Here is a 16,649-nt window from a genome sequence, read left to right as displayed (position 1 = left end):
CCGTCAGGCCGGCAGCGGCACGAATCCCGCGCCGGGCCGGTGCTTGGCGTTGATGTCGGCGAGGTCGGCGTTGATCGACATCACAACCGCCGGGGTGTGCAGCGGGATGTATTTGATGATGCACGTCGGCAGGTTGTCGCTGAACGCCCCATGGATCATTCCGACCAGCAGGTTGTTGACGGTTACCGGCGCGCCGGAGTCACCCGGCTGGCCACACACCTGCATGACGATGGTGCCCGGGTCCTGGCCCGGCCCCCAGGTGACACCGCACGAGTTGCCGGTGGTCCGGCCCTGCTTGCAGGCGATCTGGCCGAAGGCCGGATCTGGACCGATGCCGCTGATCACGAACCCGTTGTAGTTGGCCACCGGCGCCACCTTGGCCGGATCGAATTTGATCACCGCGTAGTCAAGGACGTCGTTACCCGCGACCATGACGCCCAGCGGGCCCCTGTTCTGCGCGGCCTCGGCGGCGACCTGCGCGCCCGGACCGCCGCAGTGCGCAGAGGTGAAGCCGATCATGTCACCGGCCGCATCGGTGCCGATCGTGGTCAGGGTGCACATCGTGTCCCCGTTGATGACGATGCCGGCCCCACCGCCCATCGGGACCCTGTCATCGGCTCCCGCGGGGGCGGGCATCGCCAGGAATGACACCAGCACGGCCACCATCGCCGCCCTGTAGCAACGGTGAACCGTCTGCAACGCAACACTCCCATCGAGCGGTGGGGCATCCCCAGTGGCCCGGTCAGTCTAGTCGGCCAAGGTATGCGGTTCGCCGGGGTCGATGCGGTAGCGACGCCGCTTCCCTTATTCCTTTCCCGCTCAAGGGGATCGCCCACTTTACCGCCCCGGCGCCGGATTCGCTGTCGGCAAGCCCCACCCGTGGCCTTCAGCTGCCCTCGTCTGGCCCGGCACCACATGGCAACATAAACCGCGACGAGAGAACCGAGAGGACGGGTCTGTGAGCAAAGACGATCGCAACAACGGTGTGCCCAGCACCCTGACCACGATTCCGTTGGCCGACCCGCACGCCAGAGCCGCCGAGCCGTCGATCGGTGACCTGATCAAAGACGCCTCGGCCCAGGTCTCCACGCTGGTGCGCGCCGAGGTCGAACTGGCGCGCTCGGAGATCACCCGGGACGTCAAGAAGGGCCTGACCGGCAGCGTCTATTTCATCGCCGCGCTGGTGGTGCTGTTCTACTCCACGTTCTTTTTCTTCTTTTTCGTCGCCGAACTCCTCGATACCTGGCTGTGGCGCTGGGTGGCTTACCTGATCGTGTTCGGAATCATGGTGGTGGTCGGGGCGCTGCTGGGGCTGCTGGGCTACCTGAAGGTCCGGCGCATCCGGGGGCCGCGGGACACGATCGAATCGGTCAAGGAGACCCGCACGGCGCTCACGCCCGGCCACGACAAGGCGGCCACCGAGGCCAAGCAGCTTCCCGAATCCCCCGGCGGCCGGCACGAAAAACCCACGGATCCCTCGGGTTGGTAGATGCCGTCACCAGATCCGTCGGTCACCCGCATCGACGGGCCGTGGCGCCACCTGGACGTGCACGCCAACGGCATCCGATTCCACGTCGTCGAAGCCCTGCCGGACGGACAGGATCCGGCGGTTCCGCCCATGGAACCGGCCACGGCGCGGCCGCTGGTGATGCTGCTGCACGGTTTCGGATCGTTCTGGTGGTCCTGGCGCCATCAGCTGCGCGGGCTGACCGGGGCGCGCGTGGTCGCGGTCGACCTACGGGGCTACGGGGGCAGCGACAAGCCGCCCCGCGGTTACGACGGCTGGACGCTCGCCGGCGACACGGCCGGGCTCATCCGCGCGCTCGGACACTCGTCGGCGACCCTGGTCGGCCACGCGGACGGCGGCCTGGCCTGCTGGGCGACCGCGCTGCTGCATTCGCGGCTGGTGCGCGCCATCGCGCTGATCAGCTCGCCGCACCCGGCGGCGCTGCGGCGATCCACGCTGATGCGCCGCGACCAGGGTTACGCGCTGCTGCCGACGTTGCTGGCCTACCAGGTGCCGCTGTGGCCGGAACGCGTGCTGACCCGGGACAACGCGGCGGAGATCGAGCGCCTGGTCAGAAGCCGCAGCTGCGCCAAATGGGTTGCTTCCGAGGACTTTTCGCAATCCATCCGCTACCTGCGGACGGCGATCCAGATTCCCGGCGCGGCGCACTGCGCGCTGGAGTATCAGCGGTGGGCGGTACGCAGCCAGCTGCGCGGCGAAGGCCGGCGATTCATGCGGTCGATGAGCCAACAGCTCGGCATGCCGTTGTTGCACCTGCGCGGTGACGCCGACCCCTACGTGCTGGCCGACCCGGTCGATCACACCCAGCGCTACGCGCCCCAGGGCCGCTATCTATCCATTACCGGCGCAGGGCATTTCAGCCACGAGGAGGCGCCCGAGGAAACCAACCGGCACCTGATGAAGTTTTTCGAGCAGGTGCACGGAACCCGGATCAGCTGACGCACGAGCCGGTGCCCACCTGCTGGGTGGCACCGATCTTGGAAAGCTGAGAGGCCACCTCGTCGGCCGTCAACACGAACCCCGTGTCGGGGTCGTCGACGGCGGCGCCGAACACGACCCCGAGCACGTGACCGTTGAGATCGATCAGCGGTCCACCCGAATTGCCCTGCTCCACACTGGCTCTGATGGTGTACACGTCGCGGGCGACCGGCGCCGGATCCCGGTAGATGTCGGGGCCGCTGAGCCTGATGGCCTCGCGAATCCGGGCCGGGGTCGCGGTGAAGTTGCCGCCGCCCGGATAACCGAGCACCACAACGCTTTCCCCGCTCTTCGCCTCGCCCTGGGCGAAGGCCAACGGCTGGGGCGGCAGGTTGGGGACCGCCAGGATCGCGATGTCGACCGACGGGTCATAGGACACCACGGTGGCGTCGAGGGGGTTGCCGCTGGCGTAGATCTGGACGCTGTTGGACCCCGCCACCACGTGCGCATTGGTCATCACCCGGTCGGGGGCTATCACGAATCCGCTGCCCTCCAACACTTTTTGGCAGCTCGGCGCCAGGCTGCGCACCTTGACGACGCTGGGTGCGGTGCTGGTCACCACCGGGTTGTTGGCCAGGGCGGGATCCGGTGAGGCGACCGGAATCACCGGGGTGCGGCTGAACGGCTCGAGCACCGCGGGCAGCCCGGAGGTGTTCAGCAGCGCCGAGAGCCGCTTGGGCACCGTCTTCAGCCAGGGTGGCGCCACCTCGTTGACCTGGGCGAGGACCCGGGAGCCCTTGACCGCGGAGGCCAGCTCGGGCTGGTCCTTGGACTGGGTCAGCGGCGTCGCCAACAGCCACGCCGCGGTCAGCACCACGACGAGCTGCACGCCCACCCCGATGACGGAGTCGACCAATCGTATTGTGCGGCTGCGGATTGCGCCCCGCACGGCACGGCCCAGCACCACGCCGGCGACCTCACCGACGACGACCAGCGCGAGGATCAAAAACAGCGCGGTGAAGAGTTTCGCGCGGGGCGCGGCGATGTGGCTGACGATGTGGGGCGCCAGCAGCACGCCCGCGATGGCGCCCAGCAGCACACCGACGAACGACAGCAGGGAGCCCAGCGCCCCCGAACGCCAGCCCGAGATGGCCGCGATGAACGCGACCGACAGGACGGCGATGTCCAGCCACTGCGACGGGGTCATCGAGTTCATGTTCATCGGCGGGACCCGCCCTCGTTGCCGACCAGCACCATCGCCTCGTCCAACTCGCGGATGTCGGTCGTGTCCCAGGGCTGAGCCCAGCCGGCGACGTCGAGCATCGCGGAGATCACCTGGCCGGTGAAACCCCACACCAACATCTGGTTCAACAGAAACGCCGGCCCGGCCCATCGGCGGCCGAGGTTGCCGCGGTACACCATCAGCCGGTTGTCCGGATTTATGAAGGCGCGCAACGGAACTCGCGATACGATGGCCGTTTCGGTCTCGTCGACGACGGCCACCGGCCCCGGATCGGGCGAATAGGCGAGCACCGGGACGACGTGGAACCGCGACGGGGCGATGAACGTGCGCTCCATGGTGGCCAGCGGATGCAGCCGGCTCACGTCGATCCCGGTTTCCTCGCGCGCTTCGCGCAGGGCGGTGGCGATCGGACCTTCGTCGGTGGGATCGGAAGCGCCGCCGGGAAAGGCCGCCTGGCCGGCGTGGTGGCGCAGCGTCGAGGCCCGCACGGTCAGCAGCAGATCGGCGTCGTCGGGCAGGCCGCCGCCGGGCGGCCCGGACTCGGGGCCCGAGAACAACACCAGAACGGCGGCCTCGCGGTCGTCGCCGACCAATGACGCCATCGACGATGCGGCCTTGGCCGCGGTCACCATCGCCAGCACGCCGGCCGGCAGCCGATGCCGGTACGCCTCGGGAATCTGACCCACGTTGTCGACCAGCGGGCGCAGCCAGGACGGTGACACGTCGGGCCTGAGCGGAACCGGTGCCCGCCCGTGGGTTGGGTCCCCGTTAGGCGGGGGCGTACCCCCAGCGCTCACCGGCACCTCCCTCGGCCTCAACTCGCGTCGTTTCCGACGGCAGCCGCGATCTCGTCGGCGTTGGCAAAAGGCCGCGGCAGCACTTGGGCAACGCTACCGTCCGGCCGGAGGACGACCGTCGCAGGCATCACATTTACCACACGCAGCGCAGCCGCGACCCGACGACGACCGTCCTGCAGGGTCGGGAGGCGAACGCCCAACTCCGCCAACCGCAGTAATGCGGCCGTCTCGTTTTCGTCCTGGTGCACCGTCACCACCATCACGTTCGCCCCGACCCGCCGTTGGTACTCGGCCATCGCCGGAAGCTCGGCGGCGCATGGCCCGCACCAATAGGCCCACAGGTTGAGCACCACTCGGCGTCCGGCCAACGCGCGGGCGACGTCGACGGCCGAGCCGTCGGCGGCGCAGTCCACGGTGATGCCGCGCAGCGCCTCGGGGCCGGGGCCGGGGCCGTCGGCCGGACACGGCGGCAGGTTCGCGCGCTGCCGGGGACCCGCCAGCGCGGCGGGGGTGTCGGCGTCGCGGTGTTCCCGGGGGGCCCGCGATTGGTTCGGCGCGGTCGGCGCGGACCCGTCGTGCAACTGGGCCACCAGGGCCACCACCAACGCCGCCACCACCGCCAGGATCGCGATGGTCCAGCGGGTCGTCCGGGTCAAGGTCTCCGGCCCCGGTATTAGAGCCCCACCAGGGCCAGCAGGTGCTCGGTTTCCGGCCCCTGGACCAGCGGCGCGGCGAGCAGCGGTTCCGTCGGCCCCAGACCGAACGAGGGGCAGTCCTTGGCCAGGATGCAGGCGCCGCATGCGGGTTTGCGGGCGTGGCACACCCGGCGGCCGTGGAAGATCACCCGGTGGCTCAACATGGTCCACTCCCGGCGTTCGATCAGTGCCCCGACCGCGTGCTCGATCTTCACCGGGTCCTTCTCGGCCGTCCAGCGCCACCGCTGCACCAGTCGCGAGAAATGGGTGTCGACGGTGATTCCCGGGATGCCGAAGGCGTTGCCGAGGATGACGTTGGCGGTCTTGCGCCCCACGCCGGGCAGGGTGACCAGGTCGGCCATGGTCGACGGCACCTCGCCGTCGAACCGTTCGACCAGGGCCTGCCCCAGGCCCATGAGAGAGGCCGCCTTATTGCGGAAAAACCCGGTGGGGCGGATGAGATTCTCCAGCTCGCCGCGGTCGGCTTGCGCATAATCCAGCGCCGAGCGGTACCGCTTGAACAGCGCGGGCGTCGTCAGGTTGACCCGCTTGTCGGTGCTCTGCGCCGACAAGATGGTGGCCACCGTCAGCTCCAGCGGCGTCGTGAAATCCAATTCGCAGTGCGCGTCGGGAAACGCTTGCGCCAGTGCGCGATTCATCCGCCGCGCCCGGCGGACCAGGCCAACCCGGGTCTCCGGGGTCTCCGGCGCCCTGCGCCGCCCGTTGACGGCACCGTCTTGCGTGGTCGGCTTGGGCTTCGAACGCCCGGATGCCTTCGCCGCTGTCACCTACGACAGAGTACTGATTTCGTGATCTGGCTGAGACCTAAGCCATGTTTACTCTCCTTGTGTCATGGTTGCTGGTGGCGTGCGTTCCCGGGCTGCTCATGCTCGTGGCGCTCGGTCTGGGGCGGCTGGAGTCCGACCTCGCCCACGACACCGTCACGACGAGCGACGTCGAGGACTTCCTCGACCATGCGGACGCCGTCGATGTGCACACGCTGGCCCGTGAGGGCATGCCCGAGGCGCTGGAATACCTGCATCGGCGCCAGGCGCTGCGGCCGGCCGGGCCGGAATCGGCCGGCCCCCGCCACGCCGCGCCGGAGTTTGCCATCGCCTTCGGCGCCCCCGACGAGCCCGGATTGCCGACGCGGGTGGGAGCCCATTCGCATGTCAATCCGCAATTTAGGGGGGCTCGACACGTCAATCGTGTGTAGCGTGGCACGTTGGACACAATTCGCTTACCTCTAGACTTACGTCACACGAGCAGGGTTGGCCTGCCCGTACACATAATCGGAAAGCTGAAGAGGCAACGTGGACGAGATCCTGGCAAGAGCAGGAATCTTCCAAGGGGTTGAGCCCAGCGCGGTCACCGCGCTGACCAAGCAATTGCAACCCGTCGACTTCCCGCGCGGGCACACGGTTTTCGCCGAAGGGGAGCCCGGGGATCGCCTGTACATCATCGTCTCGGGGAAGGTCAAAATCGGGCGGCGTTCGCCCGATGGCCGGGAAAATCTGCTGACGATCATGGGCCCGTCGGACATGTTCGGTGAGTTGTCGATCTTTGACCCCGGCCCGCGGACTTCCAGCGCCACCACCATTACCGAGGTGCGGGCGGTGTCGATGGACCGCGACGCGCTCCGGGCCTGGATCGCCGACCGGCCGGAGATCGCGGAACAGCTGCTGCGGGTGTTGGCCCGGCGCCTGCGCCGGACCAACAACAACCTCGCCGACCTCATCTTCACCGACGTGCCCGGCCGGGTGGCCAAGCAGCTGCTGCAGCTGGCCCAGCGCTTCGGCACCCAGGAGGGCGGCGCGATGCGGGTCACCCACGACCTGACGCAGGAGGAGATCGCCCAGCTGGTGGGCGCGTCCCGGGAGACTGTGAACAAAGCCCTGGCCGATTTCGCCCACCGCGGCTGGATCCGGCTGGAGGGCAAGAGCGTGCTGATTTCGGACTCCGAACGGCTGGCCAGGCGCGCTCGTTAGCCGCGGCCCGCGCCGAGCCTGTGATTTTGCAGGCCCCTACTCGCACCTTTCTTGCAGAAATTCAGTCTCGACGCAGGTAGGCCAGTTGCGCCTGAACCGACCACTCGGCCGCGTCCCAGAGCTTCTCGTCGACGTCGACGTAGACGTGTTCGACGACCTGGCGCGCGCTGGCATCCTCGCCGAGTTGCCGCAACGCCGCGCGCACCTGCTCCAGACGTTCGTGCCGGTGCATCAGGTATCCGGCCGCGACGGCTTCCAGATTCGGCAAATCCGGCCCGTGCCCGGGCAACACGGTGCGCGGGCCCAGGCCGCGTAGCCTCCGCAGCGATTCCAGGTAGTCGGCGAGACTCCCGTCCTCCTTGTCGATGACGGTGGTGCCGCGGCCCAGCACGGTGTCCGCGGTGAGCACGGCGTCGTCCAGGACGAACGACAGCGAGTCGGCGGTGTGGCCGGGCGTCGCCATCACCTTGATCTTCAGGCCGGCCGCATCGATCACTTCCCCATCGACGAGCTCACCGCCGAGGCCGCGCAGAAACCCGCTGCCCGCCGACCGGACGGTGGCACCGGTGCGTTCGACCAGCTTGTCGATGCCGTCGGTGTGGTCGCCGTGCCGGTGACTGATCAGCACCAGGGAGATGCGACCGGCGGCGGCGACCCGTTCGATGTGCTCGTCGTCCTCCGGCCCGGGATCCACGACGACCATCTCGTCGCTGCCGGGGCCGCGCAGCACCCAGGTGTTGGTGCCCTCCAGCGTCAGCAGGCCGGGGTTGTCGGCCAACAGGACCGAGACGGTGTCGGTGACCGCCCGCAACCTGCCGTATGCGGGGTGGGTCAGTGACTCGGCAACCTCGGTCACGGCCTCAGCCAACCTCCACGATCAGCTCCACCTCCACCGGCGCGTCCAGCGGCAGCTCGGATACGCCGACCGCCGAACGCGCGTGCGCCCCCGCGTCGCCGAACACCTCGGCGAGCAGCTCCGATGCGCCGTTGACGACTCCTGGCTGGCCGTTGAAACCCGGAGCCGAGGCGACGAACCCGACCACCTTGACCACCCGGGCGACGGCGTCGACGCCCACCAGCGAATTCACAGCCGCGAGCGCGTTCAAGGCGCAGATCCGCGCCATCGCCCTGCCCTGTTCGGGGCTGACCTCGGCGCCGACCTTGCCGGTCCCCGCCAGCTGTCCGGACTGAATCGGCAGCTGACCCGAGGTGTAGACCAGGTTGCCGGTTCGTACCGCGGGTACGTACGAGGCCAGCGGCGCAGCCACCTCCGGGAGCGCGACCCCGAGCCGCTCCAGCCGGGCGGAAGCACTCATCTCTATTTGGGGCGCTTCAAATACGCGACGTGCTGCTCGCCGGTGGGCCCGGGCAGTACGGACACCAGCTCCCAGCCGTCGGCCCCCCACTGGTCGAGGATCTGTTTGGTCGCGTGCGTGAGCAGTGGGACCGTGACGTATTCCCATGCGGTGGGTTGGCTCATGACGCGAGCTTATCGGTCGGCGTTCAACGGCTCTGGCCTGCCCAAGCGCCGTGCGGCGGTCGGGCTAGCATGCGATGGTGGCATCCATTCCTAGCGGCGGCAGTTCGGTCGGCTGGCCATCGCGCCTGTCGAAGGCCCGCTTGCATTTCGTGACCGGCAAAGGCGGGACGGGTAAGTCGACGGTAGCGGCCGCGCTGGCACTGACGCTGGCGGCGGGAGGCCGCAAGGTCCTGCTCGTCGAAGTCGAAGGGCGCCAAGGGATTGCGCAACTTTTCGACGTGCCGCCCCTGCCCTATCAGGAACTCAAGATCGCCACAGCCGAGCGGGGCGGCGAGGTCAACGCGCTGGCGATCGACATCGAGGCCGCGTTCCTGGAATACCTGGACATGTTCTACAACCTGGGCATCGCGGGCCGCGCGATGCGCCGCATCGGCGCCATCGAGTTCGCGACGACGATCGCGCCGGGCCTGCGCGACGTGCTGCTCACCGGCAAGATCAAGGAGTCGGTGGTGCGCCTCAACAAGGGGTCCAAGACCCCTGTCTACGACGCGGTCGTCGTCGACGCGCCGCCGACGGGCCGGATCGCCCGCTTCCTCGATGTCACCAAGGCGGTGAAGGACCTGGCCAAGGGCGGGCCCGTTTTCTCGCAGGCCGAGGGCGTGGTGAAGCTGCTGCATTCGGAGGCGACGGCCATCCATCTGGTCACACTGCTCGAAGCGCTGCCCGTGCAGGAGACGCTGGAAGCCATCGAGGAGCTTGCCGAGATGGAGCTGCCGATCGGCAGTGTGATCGTGAACCGCAACATCCCTTCCTTCCTGGAGCCGCGCGACCTGGCCAAGGCGGCCGAAGGGGACGTGGACGCGGACTCGGTGCGGGCCGGCCTGGAGATGGCCGGAATCAAGCTCAACGACACCGACTTCGCCGGCCTGCTGACCGAAACCATCGAGCACGCGACCCGGATCACCGCGCGGGCCGAGACCGCACAGCAGCTCGACGCCTTGAAGGTGCCGCGGCTGGAACTGCCGGCCATCTCCGACGGAGTCGACCTCGGCAGCCTGTATGAGCTTTCCGAATCGCTTGCGCAGCAGGGAGTTCGATGAGTACCGCACCGACAGCCCTTGATATGGCAGCAATCCTGGCCGACAGGGCCAACCGGGTGGTCGTGTGCTGCGGGGCCGGCGGCGTCGGCAAGACCACCACCGCGGCGGCCATGGCGCTGCGCGCGGCCGAATACGGTCGCACCGTCTGCGTTTTGACGATCGACCCGGCCAAGCGGCTGGCGCAAGCGCTCGGGGTCAACGACCTCGGCAACACACCGCAGCGGGTGCCGCTGGCGCCCGAGGTGTCCGGCGAGCTGCACGCAATGATGCTCGACATGCGCCGCACGTTCGACGAAATGGTGGTCCAGTACTCGGGATCCGGTCGCGCACAAGCGATCTTGGACAACCAGTTCTATCAGACCGTCGCGACCTCGCTGGCCGGCACGCAAGAGTACATGGCGATGGAAAAGCTCGGCCAACTGTTGGGCCAGGACCGCTGGGACCTGGTGGTGGTGGACACTCCCCCGTCGCGCAACGCGCTCGACTTCTTGGATGCGCCCAAGCGACTGGGCAGCTTCATGGACAGCCGATTGTGGCGGCTGCTGCTCGCGCCCGGACGAGGCATCGGCCGATTGGTCACCGGCGCAATGGGTTTGGCGATGAAGGCGCTGTCGACGGTGCTCGGCTCGCAGATGCTGGGCGACGCCGCCGCATTCGTGCAGTCGCTAGATGGCACCTTCGGCGGCTTCCGTGAGAAAGCCGACCGCACCTACGCGCTGCTGAAAAGGCGCGGCACTCAGTTTGTGGTGGTGTCCGCCGCCGAGCCGGACGCGCTGCGCGAGGCCGCCTTCTTCGTCGACCGACTGTCGCAGGAAGCCATGCCGCTGGCCGGGCTGGTCTTGAACCGCACTCACCCGACACTGTGTTCCCTGCCGGCCGAACGGGCGATCGACGGAACCGAGACGTTGGACGCCTTGGACTCCGAGGCCGCCGCGCTGGCGGCCGCGGTCCTGCGGATTCACTCCGACCGCGCGCAAACCGCCAAACGCGAGGTCAGGCTGCTTTCCCGGTTCACCGGGGCCCACCCGCACGTGCCGGTCATCGGGGTCCCGTCGCTGCCCTTCGACGTTTCGGACCTGGATGCGCTGCGCGCTCTCGCCGACCAGATCACCGCCGCCGGCGACGAGGCGGCCCGCCCCGCGGGGCGCTGAGGAGCGGCGAATCCGAACCCCGCCGGCGACGAGGCGGCCCGCCCCGCCGGGCGCTGTGGGGTCACCACCCGCTTGCGGGGGAGAACCGGACGGCCCGTGCTGCCGAGCGTGAATTCACGCCGGAACACGCCGAAAATGCTACGCACACTTCACGCTCGGCAATTGGCGGCGACGATCCGCTGAGTGGCTGATCCTATTTATCACACGCCAGTAAGTGCCCGTTGCGCATTATTTGACACGAGCCAGTCTTATCCGGAAAGCCCGCTTTCGTTGCTGTCGAATTCCTATTGGGCACAAGCCAGCTCGTATTCAACACACGTCAGCCCGCTATTAGACATGGTGCAGCCGGGTCGGCCGACTAGAGACGTAACAATGACGTAATTATGAAAACCGATATTTTCAAAACCATTGGACGGGTTCCCCCGCCGGTGGCGAAACGGCGCCGTAATAATCGATCGAGTCAGCCGGCGGAGCGGCCGCGGCGCTTTTCGAAGAAGTCCGACCAGGAGATGACCTCCGGGTGCTGCTTGAGCAGAGCCCTCCGCTGGCGCTCGGTCATGCCGCCCCAGACTCCGAACTCGACCTTGTTGTCCAACGCGTCCGCCCCGCACTCCTGCATTACCGGGCAATGCCGGCAGATCACCGCCGCCTTACGCTGGGCGGCGCCCCGGACAAACAGTTCATCGGGGTCAGTGGTCCGACACAACGCTCTTGAGACCCAGGCGATCCGGTCTTCGGCATCGACACTGCGCAGAACCCCCTGTGCAGCCGCATTGTTTGTTCTACGCGCGGCCGGCCGTGAACCTGACACGAGCTGTTCCCTTCCTTCCGACCGCTCGTCGCGGCCGCCCTCCTCAGGTGCAGACCCTGCTTGCGATCTACGCCACACCATGCAGTTCGGTGTTATCTGAATCTCACCGTGTGTCTAAGTTAGGTGGTCAGGTGGCAATTGCGCAACAGTCTGATAACGGTTTTTTTGGGACGCGCGTGCAGTCTTGTCGGAAAGGATAAGCCCGCCAAACCGACCGCGCACTTCGTGCCGGTGGATGAGCTGTGACGGCGGCGCAAATTTTCTGCCAAACCCGAGCGTAAGTTCGCTGGTCACCGTGCGGGAGAGGCCTTGGTCACCTCGTGGCGTGGCCGGCTGATCAGGGGCCGCTACCCTGGAACGCATGTCAGACCGCCCCCCGGCCGCGCTCACGATTGTCAAGCTCGCGGGGTGCTGCTTGTTGGCCAGCGTCGTCGCCACCGCGCTGATGTTTCCGCTCGTCGGCGGCGTCGGGCTGATGTCCAACCGGGCCTCCGAGGTGGTCGCCAACGGCTCGGCGCAGCTGCTACAGGGCGAGGTGCCGGCGGTATCGACGATGGTCGACAAGAAGGGCAACGTCATCGCCTGGCTGTATTCGCAGCGCCGGTTCGAGGTGCCCACCGACAAGATCGCCAACACCATGAAGCTGGCGATCGTCTCGATCGAGGACAAGCGGTTCGCCGACCACAACGGGGTGGACTGGAAGGGCACCCTGACCGGGCTTGCGGGCTACGCGTCCGGCGACGTCGACACCCGCGGCGGCTCGACCATCGAGCAGCAGTACGTGAAGAACTACCAACTGCTGGTGACCGCTCAGACCGACGCCGAGAAGCGCGCGGCCGTCGAGACCACCCCGGCGCGCAAGCTGCGCGAAATCCGGATGGCGCTGACGCTGGACAAGACGTTCACCAAGCCCGAGATCTTGACCCGGTACCTCAATCTGGTCTCGTTCGGAAACGGCTCGTTCGGCGTGCAGGACGCGGCGCAGACCTACTTCGGCATCAACGCGTCGGACCTGAACTGGCAGCAGGCGGCGCTGCTGGCGGGCATGGTGCAGTCCACCAGCGCGCTGAACCCGTACACCAACCCCGACGGCGCGCTGGCCAGGCGGAACCTGGTCTTGGACACGATGATCGAGAACCTGCCGCAGGAGGCCGACGCCCTGCGCGCCGCCAAGGCCACGCCGCTGGGCGTACTGCCGCAACCCAATGAGCTGCCCCGCGGCTGCATCGCGGCCGGCGACCGCGCCTTTTTCTGCGACTACGTCCAGGAGTACCTCTCGCGCGCGGGGATTAGTAAGGAACAGGTGGCTCGGGGCGGCTACCTGATCCGCACCACGCTGGACCCGGACGTGCAGATCCCGGTCAAGGCGGCCATCGACAAGTTCGCCAGCCCCAACCTGCAGGGCATCTCAAGCGTGATGAGCGTGATCGAGCCCGGCAAGACCTCCCACCACGTCATGGCCATGGCGAGTAACCGCAAGTACGGGCTGGACACCGAGGCCGGCGAAACGATGCGACCGCAGCCCTTCTCCCTCGTCGGAGACGGCGCGGGGTCGGTCTTCAAGATCTTCACGACCGCCGCCGCGCTGGACATGGGCATGGGCATCAACGCCACCCTCGAGGTTCCGGGCAGGTTCCAGGCCAAGGGCATGGGCAGCGGCGGGGCCAAGGGCTGCCCCAAGGACACCTGGTGCGTGGTCAATGCGGGCAACTACCGGGGCTCGATGAACGTCACCGATGCCCTGGCCACCTCGCCCAACACCGCGTTCGCCAAGCTGATCCAGCAGGTCGGCGTCACCCGCACGGTCGACATGGCGATCAAGCTCGGGCTGCGCTCCTACGCAGACCCCGGCACGGCCCGCGACTACAACCGGGACAGCAACGAGAGCTTGGCGGATTTCGTCAAGCGGCAGAACATCGGCTCGTTCACCCTCGGCCCGATCGAGGTGAACGCGCTGGAGTTGTCCAATGTCGCCGCGACGTTGGCGTCCGGCGGGGTGTGGTGCCCGCCGAACCCGATCGACAAGCTGATCGACCGCAACGGCAACGAGGTCTCGGTGACCACCGAGACCTGCGATCAGGTGGTGCCCGAGGGTCTGGCCAACACCATGGCCAACGCGATGAGCAAGGACGCGGTGGGCAGCGGCACGGCGGCCGGTTCGGCCGGGGCGGCGGGCTGGGACCTGCCGGTGTCGGGTAAGACGGGGACCACCGAGGCCCACAGGTCGTCCGGCTTCGTGGGTTTCACGAGCCACTACGCGGCGGCGAACTACATCTATGACGACTCTCCCAACCCGACCGACCTGTGCTCCTCCCCGCTGCGCCACTGCAGCGAGGGTGACCTGTACGGCGGTAACGAGCCGGCGCGTACCTGGTTCACGGCGATGAAGCCGATCGCCACCAACTTCGGGCCGGTGGCGTTGCCGCCGACCGACCCGCGCTACGTCGACGGCTCCCCCGGTTCCCGGGTGCCGGCCGTCACCGGCCTGGAGGTCGACATGGCCCGCCAGCGCCTCAAGGACGCCGGCTTCCAGGTCGCCGACCAAACGAACTCGGTCAACAGCAGCGCGAAGGCGGGCGAGGTGGTCGGAACGACGCCGAGCGGCCAAACGATTCCGGGCTCGATCGTCACGATCCAGGTCAGCAACGGCATCCCTCCGGCGCCGCCTCCGCCGCCCGAGGGTGCGCCGGTGCCGATCGGATCGCAGGTCGTCGAGATCCCCGGTCTGCCGCCCATCACGATCCCGGTGTAGCTTGCGCCAACGGGGGCCGCCCCCCTAGGCGCGCGGCCCCCGTTGGCGCAAGCTACACGCGACCAGAAGCCAACCGGCAGTAGGCTGCCTGCATGGCTTCAGTTATGCCCGTCCTGATGCGCACCGGCGCGGTCGCGCTCGGCTCGACCGTGGCCGGCATCGGCTATGCCGCGTTCGTCGAGCGCAATGCATTCGTGCTGCGCGAGATCACCATGCCCGTCCTGTCGCCGGGATCCACGCCGCTGCGAGTGCTGCACATCAGCGACCTCCACATGCTGCCCAACCAGCGCCGCAAACAGGCCTGGCTCCGCGAGCTGGCCGCCTGGGAGCCCGACCTGGTGGTCAACACCGGCGACAACCTGGCGCACCCCAAGGCGGTGCCCGCGGTGGTGCAGACCCTCGGCGACCTGCTGTCGCGGCCCGGCGTCTTCGTCTTCGGCAGCAACGACTACTTCGGGCCGCGCCTGAAGAACCCGTTGAACTACCTCACCAACCCGTCGCATCGGGTCCGTGGCGAGCCGTTGCCCTGGCAGGACCTGCGGGCGGCGTTCACCGAGCGCGGCTGGCTCGACCTCACCCACACCCGTCGCGAGTTCGAGGTGGCCGGCCTGCACATCGCCGCCGCCGGCGTCGACGACCCGCACATTGACCGGGACCGCTACGACACGATCGCCGGCCCTGCCAGCCCGGCCGCGAACCTCCGACTGGGGCTGACCCATTCCCCCGAGCCGCGGGTGCTGGACCGCTTCGCCGCCGACGGCTACCAGTTGGTGATGGCGGGGCATACCCACGGCGGGCAGCTCTGCCTGCCGTTCTACGGCGCCCTGGTGACCAACAGTGGCCTGGACCGCTCCCGCGCGAAGGGACCGTCCCGGTGGGGCGCCAACATGCAATTGCACGTGTCCGCCGGCATCGGCACCTCCCCGTTCGCGCCGGTGCGATTCTGCTGCAGGCCCGAGGCGATGCTGCTGACGCTGATCGCCACGGCGATGGGCGACCGCGATGCCACCAGTGACCTGAGCCGTTCGCAGCCAACAGCTTCGGTGCGTTGAGCGATCGGGCGCGGATCGCGGTTCGCTCCCTGCCACGAGACTGGACGGACAACGCGATCCGGCTGATCCAGGCCGACGCCCGGCGTAGCGCCGATACCCACCTGCTCCGCTACCCGCTACCCTCGGCCTGGGACACGGGCGTCGACATCGCGCTGTACCTCAAGGACGAGAGCACGCATATCACCGGCAGCCTCAAGCACCGGCTGGCGCGCTCGCTGTTCCTGTATGCGGTGTGCAACGGGTGGATCGGCGAGGGCACCACGGTTGTCGAGGCGTCGTCGGGGTCGACGGCGGTGTCGGAGGCCTATTTCGCGGCCCTGCTGGGGCTGCCGTTCGTCGCCGTGATGCCGGCATCGACCAGCGCTGCAAAGGTGGCGCTGATCGAATCACAGGGCGGCCGTTGCCATTTCGTGACGGATTCGAGTCAGGTGTACGCCGAGGCCGAGCGGGTCGCCCACGACACCGGCGGGCACTACCTCGACCAGTTCACCAACGCCGAGCGCGCCACCGACTGGCGCGGGAACAACAACATCGCGGAGTCGATCTTCGAGCAGATGGGCGAGGAGCGATACCCCGTCCCGGAGTGGATCGTGGTCGGCGCGGGCACCGGCGGGACCAGTGCGACGATCGGCCGCTATATCCGCTACCGACGGCACGCGACCCGGCTGTGCGTCGTGGACCCGGAGAACTCCGCGTTCTTTCCCGCCTACGCCGAGGAGCGCGACGACGTCGTGATGCCGACGTCCTCGCGGATCGAGGGCATCGGCCGGCCGCGGGTCGAGCCGTCATTTCTGCCCGGCGTGGTCGACCGCATGGTCGCGGTGCCCGACGCGGCGTCGATCGCCGCGGCCCGCCACGTCAGCGCCGTGCTCGGCCGCCGGGTGGGGCCGTCGACGGGCACCAACCTGTGGGGCTGTTTCGGGCTGATCGCCGAGATGGTCGCGCAGGGCCGCAGCGGGTCGGTGGTCACCCTGCTCGCCGACAGCGGCGACCGCTACGCCGACACCTATTTCAGCGACGAGTGGGTCGCCGCGCAGGGGCTCGACCCGAGCGGCCCGGCGGAGGCGCTGGTCGAATTCGAGCGCACCTGCGCGTGGAGCTAGCGCGGCGGCCTGCGGTTTGGTCAGTCGGCGG

18 protein-coding genes are annotated in these 16,649 nt (G+C 68.3%); 9 read left to right on the top strand and 9 right to left on the bottom strand.

The window, feature by feature from the left end; all coding sequences use genetic code 11:
- Positions 1-3: 3 nt before the first annotated feature.
- Positions 4-699, bottom strand: coding sequence for a S1 family peptidase (locus tag MTAB308_RS18245; RefSeq protein ID WP_108637350.1), 696 nt, complete (start codon positions 697-699; stop codon positions 4-6).
- A 259-nt stretch (positions 700-958) separates the two neighbouring features.
- Between MTAB308_RS18245 and MTAB308_RS18240 the strand changes: the two genes are divergently transcribed.
- Together MTAB308_RS18240 and MTAB308_RS18235 are read left to right on the top strand one after the other, a co-directional pair.
- Positions 959-1,489, top strand: a complete 531-nt coding sequence (locus MTAB308_RS18240; RefSeq protein ID WP_077101034.1) for a phage holin family protein — start codon at positions 959-961, stop codon at positions 1,487-1,489.
- A complete protein-coding gene (locus tag MTAB308_RS18235) occupies positions 1,490-2,467 on the top strand; it encodes an alpha/beta fold hydrolase (protein WP_077101032.1) in 978 nt (325 codons plus the stop codon).
- Here MTAB308_RS18235 and marP read toward each other — a convergent pair.
- The 4 genes from marP to nth are packed head-to-tail and all read right to left on the bottom strand — an operon-like array spanning position 2,460 to position 5,840.
- Positions 2,460-3,653 carry an acid resistance serine protease MarP gene (gene marP / locus MTAB308_RS18230; RefSeq protein ID WP_108637447.1) on the bottom strand — a complete coding sequence of 398 codons (1,194 nt, stop codon included), beginning with the start codon at positions 3,651-3,653 and terminating at the stop codon, positions 2,460-2,462. The two genes, MTAB308_RS18235 and marP, sit on opposite strands and share 8 nt — an antisense overlap.
- 11 nt (positions 3,654-3,664) lie before the next feature.
- Positions 3,665-4,486 carry an NUDIX hydrolase gene (locus tag MTAB308_RS18225; RefSeq protein WP_077104503.1) on the bottom strand — a complete coding sequence of 274 codons (822 nt, stop codon included), beginning with the start codon at positions 4,484-4,486 and terminating at the stop codon, positions 3,665-3,667.
- 17 nt (positions 4,487-4,503) lie between these two features.
- Positions 4,504-5,142: a TlpA family protein disulfide reductase gene (locus MTAB308_RS18220; protein ID WP_077101027.1), complete on the bottom strand. Its 639-nt coding sequence runs from the start codon at positions 5,140-5,142 to the stop codon at positions 4,504-4,506.
- A gap of 17 nt (positions 5,143-5,159) precedes the next feature.
- A complete protein-coding gene (gene nth / locus MTAB308_RS18215) occupies positions 5,160-5,840 on the bottom strand; it encodes an endonuclease III (protein WP_077101025.1) in 681 nt (226 codons plus the stop codon).
- Positions 5,841-6,013: 173 nt separating this feature from the next.
- Between nth and MTAB308_RS18210 the strand changes: the two genes are divergently transcribed.
- Both MTAB308_RS18210 and crp read left to right on the top strand, forming a co-directional pair.
- Positions 6,014-6,397 (top strand): hypothetical protein, encoded by a 384-nt coding sequence (locus MTAB308_RS18210; protein ID WP_077101023.1) that lies wholly within the window; start codon positions 6,014-6,016, stop codon positions 6,395-6,397.
- Between the two features lie 97 nt (positions 6,398-6,494).
- Positions 6,495-7,169, top strand: coding sequence for a cAMP-activated global transcriptional regulator CRP (gene crp / locus MTAB308_RS18205; protein ID WP_003877056.1), 675 nt, complete (start codon positions 6,495-6,497; stop codon positions 7,167-7,169).
- A 61-nt stretch (positions 7,170-7,230) separates the two neighbouring features.
- Here the strand turns inward: crp and MTAB308_RS18200 are convergent, their stop codons facing one another.
- The 3 genes from MTAB308_RS18200 to sp36 are packed head-to-tail and all read right to left on the bottom strand — an operon-like array spanning position 7,231 to position 8,649.
- Positions 7,231-8,025, bottom strand: coding sequence for an MBL fold metallo-hydrolase (locus tag MTAB308_RS18200; protein ID WP_077101020.1), 795 nt, complete (start codon positions 8,023-8,025; stop codon positions 7,231-7,233).
- 4 nt (positions 8,026-8,029) lie between these two features.
- Positions 8,030-8,485 carry a RidA family protein gene (locus MTAB308_RS18195; protein ID WP_077101018.1) on the bottom strand — a complete coding sequence of 152 codons (456 nt, stop codon included), beginning with the start codon at positions 8,483-8,485 and terminating at the stop codon, positions 8,030-8,032.
- Positions 8,486-8,487: 2 nt separating this feature from the next.
- Complete coding sequence (gene sp36, locus MTAB308_RS18190) at positions 8,488-8,649, bottom strand: Sp36 family protein (RefSeq protein ID WP_007166633.1); 162 nt, start codon at positions 8,647-8,649, stop codon at positions 8,488-8,490.
- Between the two features lie 74 nt (positions 8,650-8,723).
- On the opposite strand from sp36, the gene bagA reads away from it, so the two are divergent.
- Both bagA and bagB read left to right on the top strand, forming a co-directional pair.
- A complete protein-coding gene (bagA, locus tag MTAB308_RS18185; protein WP_066916635.1) occupies positions 8,724-9,749 on the top strand; it encodes an ATPase BagA in 1,026 nt (341 codons plus the stop codon).
- Positions 9,746-10,900 (top strand): ATPase BagB, encoded by a 1,155-nt coding sequence (bagB, locus tag MTAB308_RS18180; protein ID WP_077101016.1) that lies wholly within the window; start codon positions 9,746-9,748, stop codon positions 10,898-10,900. Before bagA ends, bagB begins: the two co-directional genes overlap by 4 nt.
- Before the next feature lie 460 nt (positions 10,901-11,360).
- On the opposite strand, the gene MTAB308_RS18175 is transcribed toward bagB, so the two are convergent.
- Complete coding sequence (locus tag MTAB308_RS18175; RefSeq protein ID WP_066916639.1) at positions 11,361-11,711, bottom strand: WhiB family transcriptional regulator; 351 nt, start codon at positions 11,709-11,711, stop codon at positions 11,361-11,363.
- 361 nt (positions 11,712-12,072) lie between these two features.
- On the opposite strand from MTAB308_RS18175, the gene ponA2 reads away from it, so the two are divergent.
- From ponA2 to cds1, 3 genes are all read left to right on the top strand, one after another.
- Positions 12,073-14,463, top strand: coding sequence for a transglycosylase/D,D-transpeptidase PonA2 (gene ponA2 / locus MTAB308_RS18170; protein ID WP_077101014.1), 2,391 nt, complete (start codon positions 12,073-12,075; stop codon positions 14,461-14,463).
- A gap of 92 nt (positions 14,464-14,555) precedes the next feature.
- A complete protein-coding gene (locus tag MTAB308_RS18165) occupies positions 14,556-15,515 on the top strand; it encodes a metallophosphoesterase (protein ID WP_077101012.1) in 960 nt (319 codons plus the stop codon).
- The gene (gene cds1, locus MTAB308_RS18160) at positions 15,512-16,618 is read left to right on the top strand and encodes an L-cysteine desulfhydrase Cds1 (protein WP_077101010.1); all 1,107 of its coding nucleotides are present in this window, start codon (positions 15,512-15,514) and stop codon (positions 16,616-16,618) included. Before MTAB308_RS18165 ends, cds1 begins: the two co-directional genes overlap by 4 nt.
- Positions 16,619-16,649: the final 31 nt, after the last annotated feature.

Source organism: Mycobacterium terramassiliense (genome assembly GCF_900157385.1).
Lineage (GTDB): Bacteria > Actinomycetota > Actinomycetes > Mycobacteriales > Mycobacteriaceae > Mycobacterium > Mycobacterium terramassiliense.
This window is presented reverse-complemented; position numbering and strand designations above follow the sequence as displayed.

Bases quoted from the DNA above. Each gene is read 5' to 3' on its own strand.
- bagB (WP_077101016.1), top strand. From the start codon at position 9,746: ATGAGTACCGCACCGACAGCCCTTGATATGGCAGCAATCCTGGCCGAC.
- sp36 (WP_007166633.1), bottom strand. From the start codon at position 8,649: ATGAGCCAACCCACCGCATGGGAATACGTCACGGTCCCACTGCTCACG.
- MTAB308_RS18195 (WP_077101018.1), bottom strand. From the start codon at position 8,485: ATGAGTGCTTCCGCCCGGCTGGAGCGGCTCGGGGTCGCGCTCCCGGAG.
- nth (WP_077101025.1), bottom strand. From the start codon at position 5,840: ATGAATCGCGCACTGGCGCAAGCGTTTCCCGACGCGCACTGCGAATTG.
- MTAB308_RS18210 (WP_077101023.1), top strand. From the start codon at position 6,014: ATGTTTACTCTCCTTGTGTCATGGTTGCTGGTGGCGTGCGTTCCCGGG.
- marP (WP_108637447.1), bottom strand. From the start codon at position 3,653: ATGACCCCGTCGCAGTGGCTGGACATCGCCGTCCTGTCGGTCGCGTTC.
- ponA2 (WP_077101014.1), top strand. From the start codon at position 12,073: ATGTCAGACCGCCCCCCGGCCGCGCTCACGATTGTCAAGCTCGCGGGG.
- MTAB308_RS18235 (WP_077101032.1), top strand. From the start codon at position 1,490: ATGCCGTCACCAGATCCGTCGGTCACCCGCATCGACGGGCCGTGGCGC.
- MTAB308_RS18165 (WP_077101012.1), top strand. From the start codon at position 14,556: ATGGCTTCAGTTATGCCCGTCCTGATGCGCACCGGCGCGGTCGCGCTC.
- bagA (WP_066916635.1), top strand. From the start codon at position 8,724: ATGGTGGCATCCATTCCTAGCGGCGGCAGTTCGGTCGGCTGGCCATCG.